18 protein-coding genes are annotated in these 16111 nt (G+C 69.4%); 6 read left to right on the top strand and 12 right to left on the bottom strand.

Annotation, left to right across the window (positions count from 1 at the left end; all coding sequences use genetic code 11):
• Positions 1–4: 4 nt before the first annotated feature.
• The 7 genes from NF4_RS18260 to NF4_RS36580 form a co-directional block, all read right to left on the bottom strand.
• Positions 5–1351: an LLM class flavin-dependent oxidoreductase gene (locus NF4_RS18260; protein ID WP_063128520.1), complete on the bottom strand. Its 1347-nt coding sequence runs from the start codon at positions 1349–1351 to the stop codon at positions 5–7.
• Positions 1348–2094 (bottom strand): ABC transporter ATP-binding protein, encoded by a 747-nt coding sequence (locus NF4_RS18255; protein WP_063128519.1) that lies wholly within the window; start codon positions 2092–2094, stop codon positions 1348–1350. Before NF4_RS18255 ends, NF4_RS18260 begins: the two co-directional genes overlap by 4 nt.
• Complete coding sequence (locus NF4_RS18250) at positions 2070–2930, bottom strand: ABC transporter permease (protein ID WP_084533215.1); 861 nt, start codon at positions 2928–2930, stop codon at positions 2070–2072. The genes NF4_RS18255 and NF4_RS18250 overlap by 25 nt, the downstream gene beginning before the upstream one ends.
• Entirely contained in the window at positions 2930–3967 is a 1038-nt protein-coding gene (locus NF4_RS18245) for an ABC transporter substrate-binding protein (protein WP_063128518.1), read from the bottom strand. Before NF4_RS18245 ends, NF4_RS18250 begins: the two co-directional genes overlap by 1 nt.
• Before the next feature lie 116 nt (positions 3968–4083).
• Positions 4084–5730 carry an alkaline phosphatase D family protein gene (locus tag NF4_RS18240; protein ID WP_439956760.1) on the bottom strand — a complete coding sequence of 549 codons (1647 nt, stop codon included), beginning with the start codon at positions 5728–5730 and terminating at the stop codon, positions 4084–4086.
• Positions 5731–5779: 49 nt separating this feature from the next.
• A complete protein-coding gene (locus NF4_RS18235) occupies positions 5780–5965 on the bottom strand; it encodes a hypothetical protein (protein WP_063128517.1) in 186 nt (61 codons plus the stop codon).
• A 91-nt stretch (positions 5966–6056) separates the two neighbouring features.
• Complete coding sequence (locus NF4_RS36580) at positions 6057–6245, bottom strand: hypothetical protein (RefSeq protein WP_084533213.1); 189 nt, start codon at positions 6243–6245, stop codon at positions 6057–6059.
• 163 nt (positions 6246–6408) lie between these two features.
• On the opposite strand from NF4_RS36580, the gene NF4_RS18225 reads away from it, so the two are divergent.
• A complete protein-coding gene (locus NF4_RS18225) occupies positions 6409–7362 on the top strand; it encodes a DNA polymerase domain-containing protein (RefSeq protein ID WP_063128652.1) in 954 nt (317 codons plus the stop codon).
• A gap of 33 nt (positions 7363–7395) precedes the next feature.
• Here the strand turns inward: NF4_RS18225 and NF4_RS18220 are convergent, their stop codons facing one another.
• Positions 7396–8715, bottom strand: coding sequence for an APC family permease (locus NF4_RS18220; protein WP_084533212.1), 1320 nt, complete (start codon positions 8713–8715; stop codon positions 7396–7398).
• Positions 8716–8814: 99 nt separating this feature from the next.
• Between NF4_RS18220 and NF4_RS18215 the strand changes: the two genes are divergently transcribed.
• Positions 8815–10251, top strand: a complete 1437-nt coding sequence (locus NF4_RS18215) for an MFS transporter (RefSeq protein WP_063128650.1) — start codon at positions 8815–8817, stop codon at positions 10249–10251.
• Positions 10252–10501: 250 nt separating this feature from the next.
• Here NF4_RS18215 and NF4_RS18210 read toward each other — a convergent pair whose 3' ends face one another.
• A complete protein-coding gene (locus NF4_RS18210; RefSeq protein WP_063128515.1) occupies positions 10502–10885 on the bottom strand; it encodes a DUF5313 family protein in 384 nt (127 codons plus the stop codon).
• Between the two features lie 162 nt (positions 10886–11047).
• On the opposite strand from NF4_RS18210, the gene NF4_RS18205 reads away from it, so the two are divergent.
• The 4 genes from NF4_RS18205 to NF4_RS18190 all read left to right on the top strand — a co-directional run bounded on the left by NF4_RS18205 (position 11048) and on the right by NF4_RS18190 (position 12651).
• Complete coding sequence (locus NF4_RS18205) at positions 11048–11488, top strand: MarR family winged helix-turn-helix transcriptional regulator (protein ID WP_063128514.1); 441 nt, start codon at positions 11048–11050, stop codon at positions 11486–11488.
• Positions 11489–11585: 97 nt separating this feature from the next.
• Entirely contained in the window at positions 11586–12008 is a 423-nt protein-coding gene (locus NF4_RS18200) for a phage holin family protein (protein ID WP_063128513.1), read from the top strand.
• Positions 12005–12397 carry a DUF3618 domain-containing protein gene (locus tag NF4_RS18195; protein WP_063128512.1) on the top strand — a complete coding sequence of 131 codons (393 nt, stop codon included), beginning with the start codon at positions 12005–12007 and terminating at the stop codon, positions 12395–12397. Before NF4_RS18200 ends, NF4_RS18195 begins: the two co-directional genes overlap by 4 nt.
• Entirely contained in the window at positions 12394–12651 is a 258-nt protein-coding gene (locus tag NF4_RS18190) for a DUF4235 domain-containing protein (protein WP_063128511.1), read from the top strand. Before NF4_RS18195 ends, NF4_RS18190 begins: the two co-directional genes overlap by 4 nt.
• Before the next feature lie 43 nt (positions 12652–12694).
• Here NF4_RS18190 and NF4_RS18185 read toward each other — a convergent pair whose 3' ends face one another.
• From NF4_RS18185 to NF4_RS18175, 3 genes are all read right to left on the bottom strand, one after another.
• Positions 12695–14221: a sulfatase family protein gene (locus NF4_RS18185; protein ID WP_063128510.1), complete on the bottom strand. Its 1527-nt coding sequence runs from the start codon at positions 14219–14221 to the stop codon at positions 12695–12697.
• 192 nt (positions 14222–14413) lie between these two features.
• Positions 14414–15040, bottom strand: coding sequence for an ABC transporter permease (locus NF4_RS18180; protein ID WP_063128509.1), 627 nt, complete (start codon positions 15038–15040; stop codon positions 14414–14416).
• A gap of 56 nt (positions 15041–15096) precedes the next feature.
• On the bottom strand, positions 15097–16110 hold the full coding sequence (locus tag NF4_RS18175) for an ATP-binding cassette domain-containing protein (RefSeq protein ID WP_063128508.1): 1014 nt from the start codon (positions 16108–16110) through the stop codon (positions 15097–15099).
• Between the last annotated feature and the right edge of the window lies 1 nt (position 16111).

The following is a 16111-nucleotide window of genomic DNA, read 5'->3' as shown; positions in this document are numbered from 1 at the left end:
GCCGTTACCCGGCCACCGGCTGCGGCGCGTAACGGCTCGCCGGTTTGGGCAGCCCGAAATGGTCGCGCAGGGTGGTGCCGGTGTACTCGGTCCGGAACAGCCCGCGCTGCCGCAGGATCGGGACCACGGTTTCGGTGAAGACCTCCAGGCCGCCGGGATAGTAGGGCGGCATCACGTTGAAACCGTCCGCGGCACCGGAGCGGAACCACTTCTCGATGGTGTCGGCCACCTGCTCCGGGGTGCCCGCGAAGACCCGGTGCCCGCGCGCGCCCGCCAGCCGGTGCAGCAGACCGCGCAGGGTCGGCCGTTCCCGCTGGACGATCCCGGCCACCACCTGCCGCCGGCTCGCCGAATTGTCGGTGACATCACCGGCGTCGGCGAACAATTCGACCGGTACCGGTTCGTCGAGTTCGAGATGCCGCAGTGATTCGTGTGCCAGCGATTCCAGCTGTTTGATGCCGTACTCGGGCACGGTGAGCTCGTTGAACTCCCGTTCCAGCTGTTTCGCCGCCGACTCGGTGCCCGCGATGAACGGACTGATCCCGGGCAGGATCTTCACCTGGTCGGGTGCGCGGCCGAAACCCGCCGCCCGCTGTTTGATATCGCGGTAGAACGCCTGGGCGTCGCTCAGCCGCTGATGCGCGGTGAAGATCGCCTCGGCGTACCGCCCGGCGAAGGCGCGGCCGTCGTTGGACGCTCCCGCCTGCACCAGGACCGGATACCCCTGCGGCGTGCGGGCCGAATTGAACGGCCCGCGGACCCGCAGGTGTTCGCCGGCGAAATCGATGGGATGGATCTTGTCCGGGTCCGCGTACCGGCCGCCGGCGCGGTCCAGCAGGATGGCGTCGTCCTCCCAGCTGTCCCACAGCGCGGTGACGGCGTCGACGAATTCGCGGGCCCGCGCGTAGCGCTCGGTGTGATCGGGATGACGTTCCAGCCCGAAATTGGCGGCGGCCAGATCGGTTCCGGTGGTGACGATGTTCCAGCCCGCCCGGCCGCCGGAGATATGGTCCAGCGAGGAGAACAGCCGGGCCAGGTTGTAGGGCTCGTAGTAGGTGGTGGACGCCGTGGCGATCAAACCCAGATGCGTGGTCGCCGCGGCGATCGCGGTCAGCAGCGTGATGGGTTCGAGGCCGGGAGCGGCGTTGTAGGCCACATTGGTCCGCAGTGCCGGTCCGTCGGCGAAGAACACCGCGTCGAAGGTCGCGGCCTCGGCGGTCCGGGCGATCTCCTGGTAGTAGCGGACATCGTAGATCCGGTCGGGGCGGCTGGCCGGATGGCGCCAGGCCGCCTCGTGGTGCCCGGCGGGGTAGATGAACGCGTTGAGACTCAGCCGGCGTGGTTCGGTCATCGTGCATCGTCCTCGTACTGAGTGGATTCGGTGGAGACACCGAGCGCGGCCAGGAGTTGTTCGCGGTAGTGGGCGACGGCGGGATCACCGTGCCGGCGCGGGCGGGCCTGCTCGATGGACAGGTCGACGGCGATGCGGCCCTCGTCGAGGACGAGCACCCGGTCGGCGAGCAGCACCGCCTCGTCCACATCGTGCGTGACCAGTAGTACCGCCGGGCGGTGCCGGGCGCAGAGATCCTGTAGCAGTCCGTGCATGCGGATCCGGGTGAGCGCGTCCAGCGCGCCGAACGGTTCGTCGGCGAGCAGCAGCGCCGGTTCGCGGACCAGGGAACGGGCCAGCGCCACCCGCTGTTGTTCGCCGCCGGACAGTTCCCGGGGCCAGGCCTTCTCCCGACCGGCCAGGCCGACCTCGGCCAGTGCGTCACGGCCACGCTGTGCGGCGCCCGGACCGCTCAGACCGAGCGTGACATTGTCGAGCACCTCGAGCCACGGCAGCAGCCGGGAATCCTGGAACACCACCGACCGCTCCCGGGGAACCGTCAGTTCACCGTCGCCGGCGATATCGTGGTCCAGTTCGCCGAGTGCCCGCAGCAGGGTGCTCTTACCGGAACCGCTACGGCCCAGCAGCGCCACGAACTCGCCCGGCGCGATATCGAGATCCACCCCGCGCAACACGACCCGGTCACCGAACCCGCGCCGCAGCGCGCGGACCCGTACGGTCAGTCCGACAGTGTCTGTCGCCATGCCAGCGCCCTCCGCTCCAGCGCGCGGACGGCCAGGTCACCGAACAGACCCAGCAGTCCGTAGATCACCAGTCCCACCACGATCACGTCGATCTGCCCGTAGGTACGTGCCTGGGTCATCAGATAGCCGATACCGCTGGTGGCGTTCACCTGCTCGACCACCACCAGGGCCAGCCAGGAGATGGTGACCGCCAGCCGCAGTCCGGTGAAGAAGCCCGGCAGTGAACCGGGCAGCGCGACCCGGCGGATGAAACCCCACCGGGACAGGCCGACCGTTTGCGCCAGCTCCACATACCGCGCGTCGACTCCGCGCAGGGAGGCATGCGTATTGATGTACACCGGCACCAGCACACTGGCGGTGATGACGATGAGCTTCATCTCCTCGCCGATCCCGAACCACACGATGAACAGCGGGATCAGCGCGAGGGTCGGGATGGAACGTTTGATCTGCACCGGGCCGTCCACGAGGGCCTCACCGATCCGGCTCAGACCGGAGACCAGCGCGAGGACCACACCGATCGATACCCCGAGCACGAGACCGATCGCGGCCCGCTGCAGCGAGGTGAGCAGATTGGACTGCAGGGTGCCCTCGGCGATCAGATCACCCGCGGTCCGGGCCACATCCCACGGCGCGGGTAGCGTCTCGGCATCGAGGGCGCCGGACAGCGAACCGATCACCCAGGCGGCCAGCAGCAGTACGGGACCCAGCGCGAAACCGAACGGGATCGGCCGGCCGGGCCCGAGGCGGACCCGGCGCCCGGTTCGGGCGGACCGGGCCGGTGGTGCGAGCGGGGCGGAATCCGCCCGTGCGCCCGCGGAGATATCCAAGGTGGCCACTAGTGTGCCTCCCGTTCGAATCGTGCGCCCACGGCGGGCACGGTCTCGCTGATCACCTGGTCGAACCGCGTATCGAAACCGTCCGCGGCCTCGACCTTGCGCGGCAACTGACCGGCCGCGTCGATGACGTCGATGGTCGCCTGTTGCGCGTCGATCAACTTCTGATCCAGATGAGGGAAGGTGAACTCCCCGAGTGAATCGACGATCCGGCCGGCATCGTCGGCGCTGAGCTTCTGATTCTCGATGTAGTAGATACGGGCCCACTCGTCCCGGTGCGTATTGGTCCAGTGGAACGACCGCACGAAGGCGCCGACCAGGGCGCGCAGCGCGGCGGATTTCGCCGGATCCTGGGTCGCTTCCCGCCGGGAATACAGATAGCCCAGGCCGAAATAGATACCGGTGGTCTCGGAATCGGCGATCACGGTCGCACCCGGAGTACGCAGGAAACGGGTCAGCCGGGGCTCGTTCAACGGCGCGATATCGACCTGCCCGGTGCGGACCGCATCGTTGAAATCGGCCAGCTGCAGCCGCACCAGCTCGACATCGGACGTGGTCAGACCGGCCTTGTCCAGTGCGCGCAACACCGCCGCCTGCTGAGCCGTCCCTTCGGCATAGGCGATCTTCTTACCTTGGAGATCGGCCAGCCGGGTTGCCGTGACACCCGGCGCGACAGCGAGTTTGATCCCCGCCGGATCGGTCTGATAGGCGGCGATGATCGGCACGTCCTGGCCGGCGGCGAGGGCGTGGATCGGCGGTACATCGCCCACCGGCGCCACATCGGCCGCCCCCGCCCGGAACGCCTCCAGAATCTCCGGACCGCCGATGAAATTCGCGAACTCCACCTTGAACGGCAACTTGTCCAGTTCACCCGAGGCGCGCAGCGCGGTCTGGAAACGTTCCTGCTGGTCGGCGACCACCAGGGTGGTGCCCGGCGGGACCTCGGTGGGCAGCGGCGTATCGAGCGCGGCGCCACCGGGCCCGTCACTGCTGTTGCACCCGGTCAGCGCCACCCCGGCAGCGGCGACGGCGAGGAGCATCGCGACCGATCGGAATCGGAAACGTGCGGTAAGAGAACGAGACTGGTGCATAGCGGCATTGAAACAATGCCGCGGTCACGAGGGAATGATTAATAAGACCGTGATCCGAACTGTGTTCATCCGCCCGGCCGGAGGCGGCCGCCGTGGGGCAGTTCCCAGGCGGCCGCTACTCGGACGCCGGTGCCTGCGTCGGTGACATCACCGACGTAGTACCACTCCATCCGCACCCGGTCGGGCACGAGTTCGACCACGCCGTAGCCGTGGGAATCGAGCTCGGTGTAGCGGATGTGCGGGTTGAGCGCCCGCACCGACTCCGCGAGCGTGACCGAAGCCGTGCGCGGCGGGGTCGGAAGCAGATCCCCGATTCCGGCGGAGGTCACCGACGGGACCACGAATTCGGCTCCGGCGGTGGGGCCGCCCGGGTATCGCGCGCCGTCGAGCGGGACATCGGAGGCCCAGGAGCTGTGGATATCGCCGGTGAGGAAGACGACGTCGCCGACGCCGCGGTCGGTGAGGGCCTGGAGGAGGCGGCGGCGGTCGGCGGGGTAGCCGTCCCACTGGTCGGTGTTGGGCGCCGGACCCTCGCGGGGGATACCGATTACTTCGGTGACCGCCGCGGTGGTCGCGGGGTCCAGCGGTGGGAAAGCCAGCGGCGTGATCATGACCGAATTACCGACCACCTGCCACCGCGCGGAGCCGGAAACCAATCCGGCGGTGAGCCATTCCATCTGGCGCGCGCCGGTCATCGTACGGGCCGGGTCGTCACCTTCCCGGGTGCCGCGCTCGGGTTGCCTGTCCCGGTAGCTGCGCAGATCCAGCATCGACAGTTCGGCGAGAGTGCCGAACCGCAGCCGGCGGTAGATCCGGGTCTCTCCGGCCGTGGTGTGCAGCCGGACCGGCATCCATTCCACGTACGCGCGGGTCGCGGCGGCGCGCCGATCCGCCCAGCTGCCCTCGGACGCGGGGTCGTGGTTCTCCGCGCCGCCGGACCAGGCGTTGTTCGCGGATTCGTGGTCGTCCCAGGTACAGATGAACGGCACCCGCGCGTGCAGGGCCATGAGATCGGGGTCGGTTTTGTACTGCCCGTGCCGGATCCGGTAGTCGGCGAGCGAGACGATTTCGTGCACCGGCTCGTGCTGCCGGACCGTCCCGGCGCGGCCGGCGAAGGATCCGGAGCGGTATTCGTAGAGGTAATCGCCCAGGTGGACGACGGCGTCGAGATCGTCGCGGGCGGCGAGGTGGCGGTAGGCGGCGAAATACCCCGCTTCCCAGTTGGCGCAGGAGACCACACCGAAACGCAGCCGGGCGGGGGAGTCCGCATCGGCCGGGGCGGTGCGGGTCCGGCCGGTCGGCGACGTCGCGCCGAGGGCATGGAACCGGTAGTGGTAGTCGTGCGCCGGGCCCAGACCGCGTACGTCCACTTTCACCGTGTGATCGGAGTCCGCGTCCGCGGTGAGCGAGCCGGCGGCGACCACCGTGGTGAACCCGGCGTCCTCGGCGATCTCCCACCGGACCGTGGCCGGGGCGCCGATTCCCGATCCCGGCAGGGCCTGTGGCCCGACGGTCACCCGGGTCCAGAGGATGACGCCGTCGGGGAGCGGATCACCGGAGGCGACGCCGTGCCCGAACACCGGGCTCGCCGCATACGCGGTCGGGACGGGTAACGCGGCTGCCGCGGCGGTCACCGCCCCCGCGCGTAGTACGGTCCGGCGGTCCAGTGCGATCGGGACCCCGATGTTCGAAACGCTGCCGTTTCCGCTCACGTTTTCCGATCACAGCCGATCGGGCGGATTTCGGCAAATCGGGGAGACCTCAGGCCGCGTCCGCGTCCCGGTGGCGGAGTTCGAGGGTTACCCGGCGTGCGAGATATCCGGCCGCCCAGGGGGCGAACTCGCGGGCGATCCAGGCACCGTGCCGGTCGTCGAGTCCGAGGAGCCGGCAGGCGTGTCGCAGGTCCGCACGCATCCACAGGGTGTCGCGCCGGGTGGTGTCGCTCATAGCTGCTCCGATGGGCCGGGAAATGGGAAAGCGCGTTGTCCGGACATCGTGATTGCGGCACCGGATGTTTCGCGGACCGGTCGGCCCGCCGTCACCGGCGGGCGTCGGGATCCTGGTGTTTCGAGTGCTTCTGCTTGCGGCGGTACTGCTTACCGGACGGGATCGGCCGGGCGGCGTTCGACGAGCGCCGGGCGTGCCGGCGCCGCCAGCCGGTGAGGTCCGGGCGTTCTTCGGGTGGGTGGGAGTTGGGCGGAGTCGGTATCGGGGTTCGTGGGGGCACAGGGCAACGATCCGGATCGTGCGCGCGGTGCGCAACCGAAATATGGTCCTTCGCGCTGTCGCGGCCGTCCGGTCCGGGAACCGGGTGCGCGGCGGGTCCGGGTGGCCGCCGCGGTGGGCGGCCCGTGGTTGACCGCGGTGCCGCCGGCGGGCATGGTGAGGCGATGACCGGTGACGAGGTCCGCCGCGGGGTTCCGGTGACGAATCCGGATCAGCCGCTGTTCGACGGCGCCGAGGCGACCAAGCGAGACCTGCTGGACTACCTGGAGGCGGTCGGGGAGCGCCTGGTGCGGGTACTGCGGGACCGCCCGCTGTCGGTGGTCCGCGTCCGGCCGGGGCAGGAGCCGTTCATGCAGAAGAACCTGCCGAAGTACACGCCCGAGTGGGTCCGGCGGACGACGGTCTGGGCGGAGAGTTCGCGGCGCGAGATCTCCTATGCGCTGTGCGACGATATGCCGACCCTGCTGTGGTTCGGTAACCAGCGCGCTGTCGAATACCACCCGACTCTGGTCACTTCCGATCCCGGAACGGCGCCGACGCATCTCGTCCTCGACCTCGACCCGTCACCCGGGCAGGCCTTCCGGCACGCGGCGGAGGCGGCACAGTTGATCCGGGTGGCGTTGACGGACGCCGGGTTGACCGGCGCGGTGAAGACCAGCGGCGCCAAGGGAGCCCATGTGTTCGTGCCGATCGCGCCGGGTACCCGCCACGAGGACGCGGCCGCGGCGACCCGGGCGATCGCGGCAAGGGCCGAGCGCCTGGATCCCGGTTTCGCCACCACCGCGTTCATCAAGGAGGACCGCGGGGGCAAGGTCTTCCTCGACCCGACACGCACGGGCGGCGCGACCGTCGTCGCGGCCTACAGCCCGCGTATCCGCCCCGGCGTTCCCGTCTCGTTCCCGCTCGCCTGGTCCGATCTCGAGGAGGTGACGCCGGCGGACTTCACGATTCGGACGGTGCCGGCGCTGTTGGCGGATACCGACCCCTGGTCGGCCACCATGCCCGAACCGCAGGCGATTCCGGCCGATCTGATCGCCGAAGGCCATACGATCCCGATCCCCCGGGTCCAGGCGATGCACGAGGGTAAACGGCGGGCCCGGGCCCGCAGGACTCCCTGACGGCGCCGACTCACGGACAGGAACCGTTGGCGGTCACCGCATTTCGGAGTGCGTCGGCCCGGATTCGGGGGTCCGGCGCGCGGGGACGAACTGCGCACCGCCCACCACCAGACCGAGTCCCAGCAGGATCAGTCCGCGCAGCCACACCGCACCGTCGATCCGCGTGAACAGGAAAAGGCAGGACGCCAGGCCGAGCCAGGGCACCACGGTCGGGACGCGGAACCCGCCCGTGCCCTCCGGTTCCCGGCGCAGCAGGAGCACGGCCGCGTTGACCGCCGCGAACACGACCAGCAGGAGCAGGACCAGGGTTTCGGCGAGGGCCGCGATCTCGCCGGTCAGCGCCAGCAGCAGCGAGAGAGTCGTGGTCGCGAGTACGGCCACCCAGGGGGTCCGGCGGCGTGGAAGAAGCCGGGCCAGGATCCCGGGCAGCAGACCGTCGCGGGCCATCCCGTAGGCGAGCCGGGAGGCCATGATGCCGGTCAGCAGTGCGCCGTTGGCGACCGCCACCAGCGCGATCACGGCGAACAGGCGCTCCGGCACCCCGCCGGCCACCCGGACCACCTCCAGTAGCGGACCGCTCGACTCCGCCAGGACCTCGGTGGGCACGACCGCCCCCGCGACCACCCCGAGCAGCACGTACACCAGACCCGCGGTCAGCAGCGCGCCGAACAGTGCCCGCGGGTAGGCCCGGCGCGGATCCCGTACCTCCTCGGCGAGGTTCACCGAGGTCTCGAACCCGACGAACGAGTAGTAGGCGAGTACCGCACCCGCGAGGGTCGCCCCGACCGCGCCGTGCTCGGCGGTGCCCAGCTCGACGAGCCGGCCCGGCTCTCCGTCGCCGCGGACGAGAACCCAGGCGCCGAGACCGATGATCAGGAGCAGCCCGCCGACCTCGACCGCCGTGGCGACCACGTTCGCGCCGAGCGATTCCTTGACACCGCGGATGTTGAGCAGGGCGAGTGCGCCCAGGAACAGTACGACGACGGCCGCGGTGGGCAGGGTGATCAGTTCGGCCAGGTAATCCGAGGCGAAGCCGCGCGCCAGCGCCCCGACCGAGACGACGCCCGCCGCGAGCATGCAGAAGCCGATGAAGGCGCCCGCGGCCGGCCCGAGCGCTCGGGTCACGTAGTGGGCCGAGCCGCCCGCCTGCGGAAACCGGGTGGCCAGTTCCGCGTACGAGCCCGCGGTGAGGCAGGCCAGTACGAGCGCGGTGAGCAGCGGCGCCCACACCGCGCCACCCGATTGCGCGGCGATGTCGCCGATCAGTACGTATACCCCGGCGCCCAGTACGTCACCGAGTACGAAGAAGTACAGCAGGTGGGTGGGCACAGTGCGCCGCAACGTGGTCGCCATAGCGCCCGTATACCCGCCGCGCGCCGCTCTCACCAGTGGCTTCGCCCACCCGTGCGCGTGCCCGGGTTTGCCGTTTCCGCGAGCGGGAAGACCCGCCCCATGGCGACGGTGCGTACCCGGACCCCGGCCCGCCTCGACCGGCTCCCCTGGGCACGGTGGCACTGGATGATCGTGATCGGGCTCGGCTCGGTGTGGATCATCGACGGTTTCGAGGTCACCGTCGTCGGCAGTGTCGCGGCGAAACTGTCCGAGCCCGACAGTGGTCTGGCCATTTCGTCGGCGCAGGTGTCCGGGCTCGCGGCGGCAATGTATGTGGCGGGCGCGTGTATCGGGGCGCTGGTCTTCGGCCGGATGACCGACCGCTACGGCCGCAAGAAATTGTTCATCGTCACGCTGGTGGTGTATCTCGTGGCCACCGCCATGACCGCGTTCTCCTTCTCGGTCTGGTGGTTCGTCCTGTTCCGGTTCCTCACCGGACTCGGCATCGGTGGTGAGTACGCGGCCATCAATTCCGCGATCGACGAACTGATTCCCAGCAGATACCGCGGCCGGATCGATATCGTCATCAACGGCACCTATTGGCTGGGCGCCTCCGGCGGCGCGTTGCTCTCGGTGGCCGCGCTGAATCCGCAACTGTTCGCGCCGGATATCGGCTGGCGCCTCATGTTCGGCATGGGCGTGCTCTTCGGGCTGCTGGTGCTCGTGGTGCGTCGGCAGGTACCGGAAAGTCCCCGGTGGATGTTCATCCACGGCCGTGACCGGCAGGCCGAGGAGCTGGTCGACGCAGTGGAGGAACAGGTGCGCCGGGACACCGGTGCCGACCTGCCACCGGTGGCGGAGACCATCGAGGTGCGGCAACGGCGTTCCACCCGGTTCGGCGAGATCGCCTCGGTCATGTTCCGGAAGTATCCGCGCCGCAGCGTACTCGGGCTGGCGCTGTTCATCGGCCAGGCGTTCCTCTACAACGCGGTCACCTTCAATTTCGCCGTAATCCTCGGTGAATCATTCGACGTACCCAGCGATCGCACCGGCTACTTCTATGCCGTCATGTGCCTGGGCAGTTTCTTCGGGCCGCTGCTGCTCGGCCGCTATTTCGACACCGTCGGCCGCAAACCCATGATCGCGGGTTCCTATCTGGGATCGGGAGTGCTGTTGCTGCTCACCGCCTTACTGCTGGTACGCGGCGACCTCACCGCCGTCACGCTCACCGCGTGCTGGACGGCGGTGCTGTTCGTGGCGTCCTGCGGCGCGAGTTCGGCCTACCTGACGGTGAGCGAGATCTTCCCGATGGAGACCAGGGCGATGGCCATCGCGTTCTTCTTCGCCCTGGGCACCGCCGCGGGCGGTATCGCGGGACCACTGGTTTTCGCGGAGCTCACGGGTGACGGCGACCCTGGTCGCACCGCGCTGGCCTTCACCATCGGCGCGGTCACGATGATGCTCGGCGGAATCGTCGAGCTGCTCTTCGGCGTGCGCGCCGAGCGGCAATCGCTGGAAGATATCGCCGCCCCGCTGAGTTCGCAGCGCACCGGCTGAAAACCGGGGCGTCCGACCGGTATGGCCGCGACCACGGCAGCGGCGCGAGCACGACCTTCCCGAACGCTGTGCCCGGGTCGGATTCCGGGCATCGGGGCGTCGTCCCACATCCCGGGGGAGTTGTCATGGCTCATGATCCGTCGGATCTCGCGCAGCCGGCCGCCCGGTGCGCGGGCCTCGGCACAGCACCGGTCGAGCGATTCACCGCCGATGAGCAGCCCTCGGCGGGCCTACCACGCGGTCTCCTTCCTTAGGCCGCTCTGCCGTAGCGGCGCTCGTAGGCCAGGCGGTCCCCGGCGCGCCGGCGTCGTTGCGCCACGTCCGCGAGGCCGGGGTCGAGACCGTGCTGGACCAGGCGGTGGCGACGGTAGACGTAGAGCAGCGCGACGGTGAAGTAGGCGAGCGGAATGTAGAGCAGTCCCATCATGGACAGGTGCATCCACAGCGGCCCGGGCAGCAGGAGGAGCAGGCACAGCGGCGCGATCACCGGCACCAGGAAGCGCAGCAGATAGCGCCGGGTGGCTCCGGGGCCGGTGAGGTCCGCCAGCACCCAGTCCGTCAGCGGGGGCGGTAAGGATTTGCCGCAGATATAGCGGATCCGCTGCACGGGGGTCGGTGTTGTTCGTGCGGGCATCGGCAGCTCCTCGACTCCGGGTGGTCGATCGGACGACCCACCCGCTCCAGTTGTCCGATAATGTATCGTACGCTAACAATTAGTGCACGACTTATCTGTCCGCCCGGCTCCCACAGGCCCGGCGGGGCACGGACGTATGATCCGATCTCCGAGGAGGTGTCCATGGACGGCACAAGCGAGGACCCGCTGCGGCTGGAGCGGCAGGTGTGCTTCGCCCTGGCGTTGGCCAACCGCGCCGTGCTGGCGATCTACCGCCCGCTGCTGGAGCCGATGAAGCTCACCCATCCGCAGTACCTGGTGATGCTCGCCCTCTGGGGCGACGCGCCGCTGTCGGTCAAGGAGATCGGCGAACTGCTCCAACTGGATTCGCCGACGCTGTCCCCGTTGCTCAAACGTCTCGAGGCACTGGACTACCTCACCCGCACCCGCGACCCGCGTGACGAACGCAACCTCGTCGTCGACCTCACGCCCGCCGGCCGGGCACTGCGTGCCGAGGCCGAGAAGATCCCGCCGGCGGTGGTCGAACGGCTGGGTGTGGGCCTCGACGACCTCGAGGAACTGCATGCGGTCCTGACCCGCGTGAACCGGGCGGCCCGCGGCTAGAGGCGCCGCCCGCAGGCCGGATCGAATTCTCACCCGGTGGCGGTGTCGTTTGGCTCCGGATCCGGCGGGTATCCGCCCGCCGGACAGGAGGTAGCACATGACTCGGACGGCACAGCCGCCTACGCGGCAGTCAGGGGACGACCGGTCGGTCGGCGAACTCGTCGATGTGGCCACCATCCAGGTGAGCAGGCTGGTGCGTGACGAAATGCGCCTGGCCCGGCTGGAGATGCAGGAAAAGACGAGCGCCGCGGCCAAAGGCGCCGGGCTCGCGGGCGCGGGCGGCCTGCTGATGTTCTACGGCGGCGCGGCAGTGATCGCGGCCGTGGTGCTGGCGCTGGCGCTGGCCCTGCCGGGGTGGGCGGCGTCCCTGATCGTCGGCGCCGTACTCCTCGCCGGTGGGGCCGCACTCACCTGGCTCGGGAAGCGGAATATCACGGCGAGCGCGCCGCCGGTGCCCACGGACGCCCTGGCCGGGGCGCGCGCCGATATCGAGACCGTCACCCACCGGAGGTCGCGATGAGCGAGAACGGAGGACGATCCGTGCACGACGACCGGGACGCATTGCGACGCGACCGCGATCAGGTCCGGGAGGAACTTCGCGAGACGGTGGACGAACTCGCCGGGAAGTTCGATGTACGGGCGCGTGCGCAGGACACCGCGCACCACGCCGCCGAGGAGGTACGGCACCGGGCCGGGGAGGTGGAGCGTACGGTCCGCGATCGCGCCGGTCAGGTGCAGGCGCAGGCCCATCAGCTCCTCGAACGGGCCGAAGCCGGGACACCCGAGTCCGTGGCGGCGGGTGGCCGGAAGACGGCAGAACTGCTGCGCGGGTATCCGGTACCCGCTGTGACCGCGGCCCTCGCCGCCGCGCTGGTCGCGTGGCTGCTCGTACGAAGCAGGAAATCATGAACCTGCTGTACAAGCCGATCGGCACCGTGGCCGGGGTCCTCGGCGGGATCGCGGCGCACGCGGTGTTCCGTCAGCTCTGGCGCCGGGCGGCCGGACAGGACGAAGCCCCGGCAGCGACCTCTCCCGACTACGGCTGGCGTGAGGTCCTGTTCGCGGCCGCCCTCCAGGGCGCGGTGTTCGGCTTGGTCAAAGCATCGGTCGACCGGGGCGGGGTGCTCGCGTACCACCGGCTGACCGGGAAATGGCCGACCTGACAAATCCGGGACGGCGGCTGCGTCGCCGACTGCGATCCGGCCGTCAGCGGCAGGTCACCCCGGCGCAGGTGGTGAGGGCGGCCAGGCGCCGATCGAGGGCGGTGACCAGGTCGGCGTGCGCGGCGCGTCCTTCGGGGGTCTTGATGAGGTTGGTCAGCTGGTACGGGTCCGTGCGCAGGTCGTAGAGTTCGTATTCGCGCTGGTCGAGCGGGCGTTCGCGTTCGTACCACCGGGCGTACAGGTAGCGGTCGGTGCGGAGGGCGCTCCAGGACGGCATATCGAGTGTGTAGATGAGCGGGGTGTCGGTGCCCGGGATCTGTTCCTGGGCGATGCCGTCGCGGCCCTCGCTGCCCGGACCCCCGTACTCGGCGACGAAATCGCCACGCCACCCGGCGGTCTCGCCGGCCAGCACGGGCGTGAGCGAGCGGCCGTCGACCCGCTCGGGGATCGGAAGGCCGGCCCAGGCGAAGATGGTGGGGGCGAGATCTGTGGACAGGGCCATGGCCCCGCTGCGACCGGGCCGGATTCCGGGCCCGGCGATGGCGAGCGGCACCCGCATGGATTCTTCGTAGGGCGCCATCTTCTGCGTCAGCCGGTGCGCGCCGAGACTGTAACCGTTGTCGGAGGTGAAGACCAGATAGGTGTTGTCGAGTTCGCCGGTGCGGTCGAGGGTTTCGACGATCCCGGCGACCATCTCGTCGAGGGATTTCAGTGCCCCGAGCCGATTGGTGTAGTCGGGATCGTTGGTCACGGTGATGGTCGCCGCCCGCGGGTTCGCGGTATCGATCAGCCACGACGGCTTGTCCGATACGTCGGGCTCCTGATAATTCGGTGACCGCGGTGCGGCTGTCGGACGGGTCTCGGCCAGGTGCCGGGGCGCGGGCGGAATCGGGAAGTGCGGAGCGGTGGAGGCGGCGTACCAGAAGAACGGCTGCCCCGCGGCGGCGGCGTCGGTGAGGAACCGCTCGGATTTGGCGCGGATCACGTCGGTTTCGTAATCCTGCGGCGCCACACCGTATTTCACGAACGTGCCGTTCTCGTTCAGCGTGTAGTTGTAGCCGGAGTACAGGAAATTGTCGACTCCGGCGTGCCAGTCGTCCCAGCCGGGCGGGATGTGCCCGGGGTCGTCCTCCAGCCCGTTGAGGTACTTGCCGGCCATACCGGTGCGGTAGCCCGCGCCGTGCAGCGCGGTGGCGATGGTGTGGGATTCGTTGCCCCGGGCGCGGAAGGCCTCGAAGCCGCCGACTTCGCCGGCGTTGGTGAGGACACCGGTGTTGTGCCCGTACTCACCGGTCAGGATGGAGGCACGGGCCGCGCAGCAGATCGGCATCGGCGCGAACGCGTCGGTGAACTCCATCCCACGGTCACGGATGAGTGCGGCGGTCCGCGGCATCGCCTGCCACACCGGCGTGGTCGCCGAATCGAGGTCGTCGGCCAGGATCACGACCACGTTCGGCCGCTGATCGACGGGTTCCGGGGCGGCGGACACCATGGAGACGCACCCGGTCGCCGCCAGCAGCGCCGCGACCACCGCGGACAGGGAAGTGCGCACTGACCGAGCAGAACCCATGAGAACTCCTCGCGAGCGTTGGTCGACGGCCGTCCGGGCGGCGCCCGGTACCAGCGGCCCCAACCCTAGCCCGGCGAGCCGGCCGGATGCGTCGGCGCCACGGAAAATCCGCGCAGGTCACGGAAATCCGCGCAGGTCACCGCCCGAGACCGACCGTCGGTGATCACGGCACGTCTCGGTCGTGACGGCGTCTCAGCGTGCGGCCGGATCGCGGAGTCGGGTGACGACGTCGACCACGAGATTGCACAGCACGAAAACCGCGGCCGCGAAGATCGTCGTCCCGATGACCACCGGGAAATCACCTTCCAGGGCGGAATTGATGGCGAGGCGGCCCACTCCGTCGAGCCCGAAGACGGTTTCGGTGACGATCGCGCCGCCCATGATCACCGCGAGTTCGAGGCCGCCGAGTGTGATCACCGGGTTCAGGGCGGATTTCAGCGCGTGGCGGTAGTACACGGCGTTCTCGGACACCCCCTTCGCCCGGGCGGTGCGGATGTAGTCGGCGCTCAGCGCTTCCAGCACCGAACCCCGTACGACCCGCTGGAACAGCCCGATCTCGGCGATGGTGAGGGTGAGCCACGGCAGCAGTAGATGCCGGGCCCACTCGAACGGGCTCTCGGCGAAGGGTACGTAACCGCTGCTGGGGAACCAGTACAGCCCGTAGGTGGAGAGCTTGAAGAACAGGAAGTAGGACAGCAGCATTCCGGTCAGGAAGGTCGGAAGTGACAGCGCGATATAGGCGGCGGTGGAGAGCCCACGATCGACGGCGGTACCGCGGCGGCGGGCAGCCGCGACACCCGACACGATGGACAGGGTCATTCAGATCACCAGTGCGCCGAGCGCGAGCGATACGGTGACGGGCACCTTGGACAGGATCAGCTCGGTGACCGGGGTCTGGCGCCGGAGCCCGATTCACCGACCAGCCCGACGATCTCTCCGGCGCCGATCTCGAAGTCGATACCGGTCAGCACCGGGGCTGTATCCGACGCCGACCGGCGCGCGAAGAAGCCTCCGAGCAGCGGTGTCGCGCGGGTGCGGAAGGATTTCTCGATTCCGGTGACCCGCAGCAGCGGGGGCCGCTGCGACTCCGCCCGTTCGGCGGATCGGCTGCCGAGCGTGCGGTGGGCAGCGAGAAGTGAACGGGTATAGGCGGTTTTCGGCGCTGTGTAGACCGCCCGCGCGGAGCCTGCTTCGACGATCGCGCCGTCTCGCATGACCAGGACATCGTCGGCGATATCGGAGACCACCGCGAGATCGTGACTGACCACGACGAGGGCTGTGCCGTGGTCTCGCTGCAGACGTCCGAGCAGCGCCAGGATCGACGCCTGCACGGTCACGTCCAGGGCGGTCGTGGGTTCATCGGCGATGACCAGGCCCGGATTGCACGCGAGGGCGATCGCGATCATCACCCGCTGGCGCATACCGCCCGACAGGTGGACCGGATGATCATCGATGCGGTCCGTCGCCCGGGGGATCTCCACCTCCTTCAGCAGTTCCAGGACCCGGGCCCGAAGCCGCGCGCGGGGGACCCGGTGGTGGGCGGTGATCGCCTCGCCGATCTGTCGTCCGATGGGTATCAGGGGATGCAGGTTGCTCAGCGGATCCTGGAAGACGAACCCGATATCGATCCCGCGGATCGACCGCAGATGGGCGCGATCGGCCGCGATCAGATCGATCCCCTGGTGCACGGCCCGGCCCCCCACCCGGGCCCCCGGCCCGAGAAGTCCGGTGGCGGCGAGCAGCGAAACACTCTTACCGGACCCCGATTCGCCGACGATCCCCAGCGTCCGGCCCGGCTCGATCGAGAAGGACACGTCGCGGACCGCCTCGGTCCGGCCTTCGCGATGCGCGAAGGACACGGCGAGGTCCTCGACTGTCAGGACGGCCACC

This window comes from Nocardia fusca NBRC 14340 (assembly GCF_001618425.1).
Classification (GTDB): domain Bacteria; phylum Actinomycetota; class Actinomycetes; order Mycobacteriales; family Mycobacteriaceae; genus Nocardia; species Nocardia fusca.
The sequence above is the reverse complement of the archived record's forward strand: the minus strand, read 5'-3'. Positions and strand labels throughout refer to the sequence as shown.

Coding starts and splice junctions, on each gene's coding strand:
- NF4_RS18195 (WP_063128512.1), top strand. CDS start 12,005: ATGAGCGAGAACGGAGGACGATCCGTGCACGACGACCGGGACGCATTG.
- NF4_RS18260 (WP_063128520.1), bottom strand. CDS start 1,351: ATGACCGAACCACGCCGGCTGAGTCTCAACGCGTTCATCTACCCCGCC.
- NF4_RS18255 (WP_063128519.1), bottom strand. CDS start 2,094: ATGGCGACAGACACTGTCGGACTGACCGTACGGGTCCGCGCGCTGCGG.
- NF4_RS18235 (WP_063128517.1), bottom strand. CDS start 5,965: ATGAGCGACACCACCCGGCGCGACACCCTGTGGATGCGTGCGGACCTG.
- NF4_RS18220 (WP_084533212.1), bottom strand. CDS start 8,715: ATGGCGACCACGTTGCGGCGCACTGTGCCCACCCACCTGCTGTACTTC.
- NF4_RS18245 (WP_063128518.1), bottom strand. CDS start 3,967: ATGCTCCTCGCCGTCGCCGCTGCCGGGGTGGCGCTGACCGGGTGCAAC.
- NF4_RS18200 (WP_063128513.1), top strand. CDS start 11,586: ATGACTCGGACGGCACAGCCGCCTACGCGGCAGTCAGGGGACGACCGG.
- NF4_RS18190 (WP_063128511.1), top strand. CDS start 12,394: ATGAACCTGCTGTACAAGCCGATCGGCACCGTGGCCGGGGTCCTCGGC.
- NF4_RS18185 (WP_063128510.1), bottom strand. CDS start 14,221: ATGGGTTCTGCTCGGTCAGTGCGCACTTCCCTGTCCGCGGTGGTCGCG.
- NF4_RS18225 (WP_063128652.1), top strand. CDS start 6,409: ATGACCGGTGACGAGGTCCGCCGCGGGGTTCCGGTGACGAATCCGGAT.
- NF4_RS18215 (WP_063128650.1), top strand. CDS start 8,815: ATGGCGACGGTGCGTACCCGGACCCCGGCCCGCCTCGACCGGCTCCCC.
- NF4_RS18210 (WP_063128515.1), bottom strand. CDS start 10,885: ATGCCCGCACGAACAACACCGACCCCCGTGCAGCGGATCCGCTATATC.
- NF4_RS18205 (WP_063128514.1), top strand. CDS start 11,048: ATGGACGGCACAAGCGAGGACCCGCTGCGGCTGGAGCGGCAGGTGTGC.
- NF4_RS18180 (WP_063128509.1), bottom strand. CDS start 15,040: ATGACCCTGTCCATCGTGTCGGGTGTCGCGGCTGCCCGCCGCCGCGGT.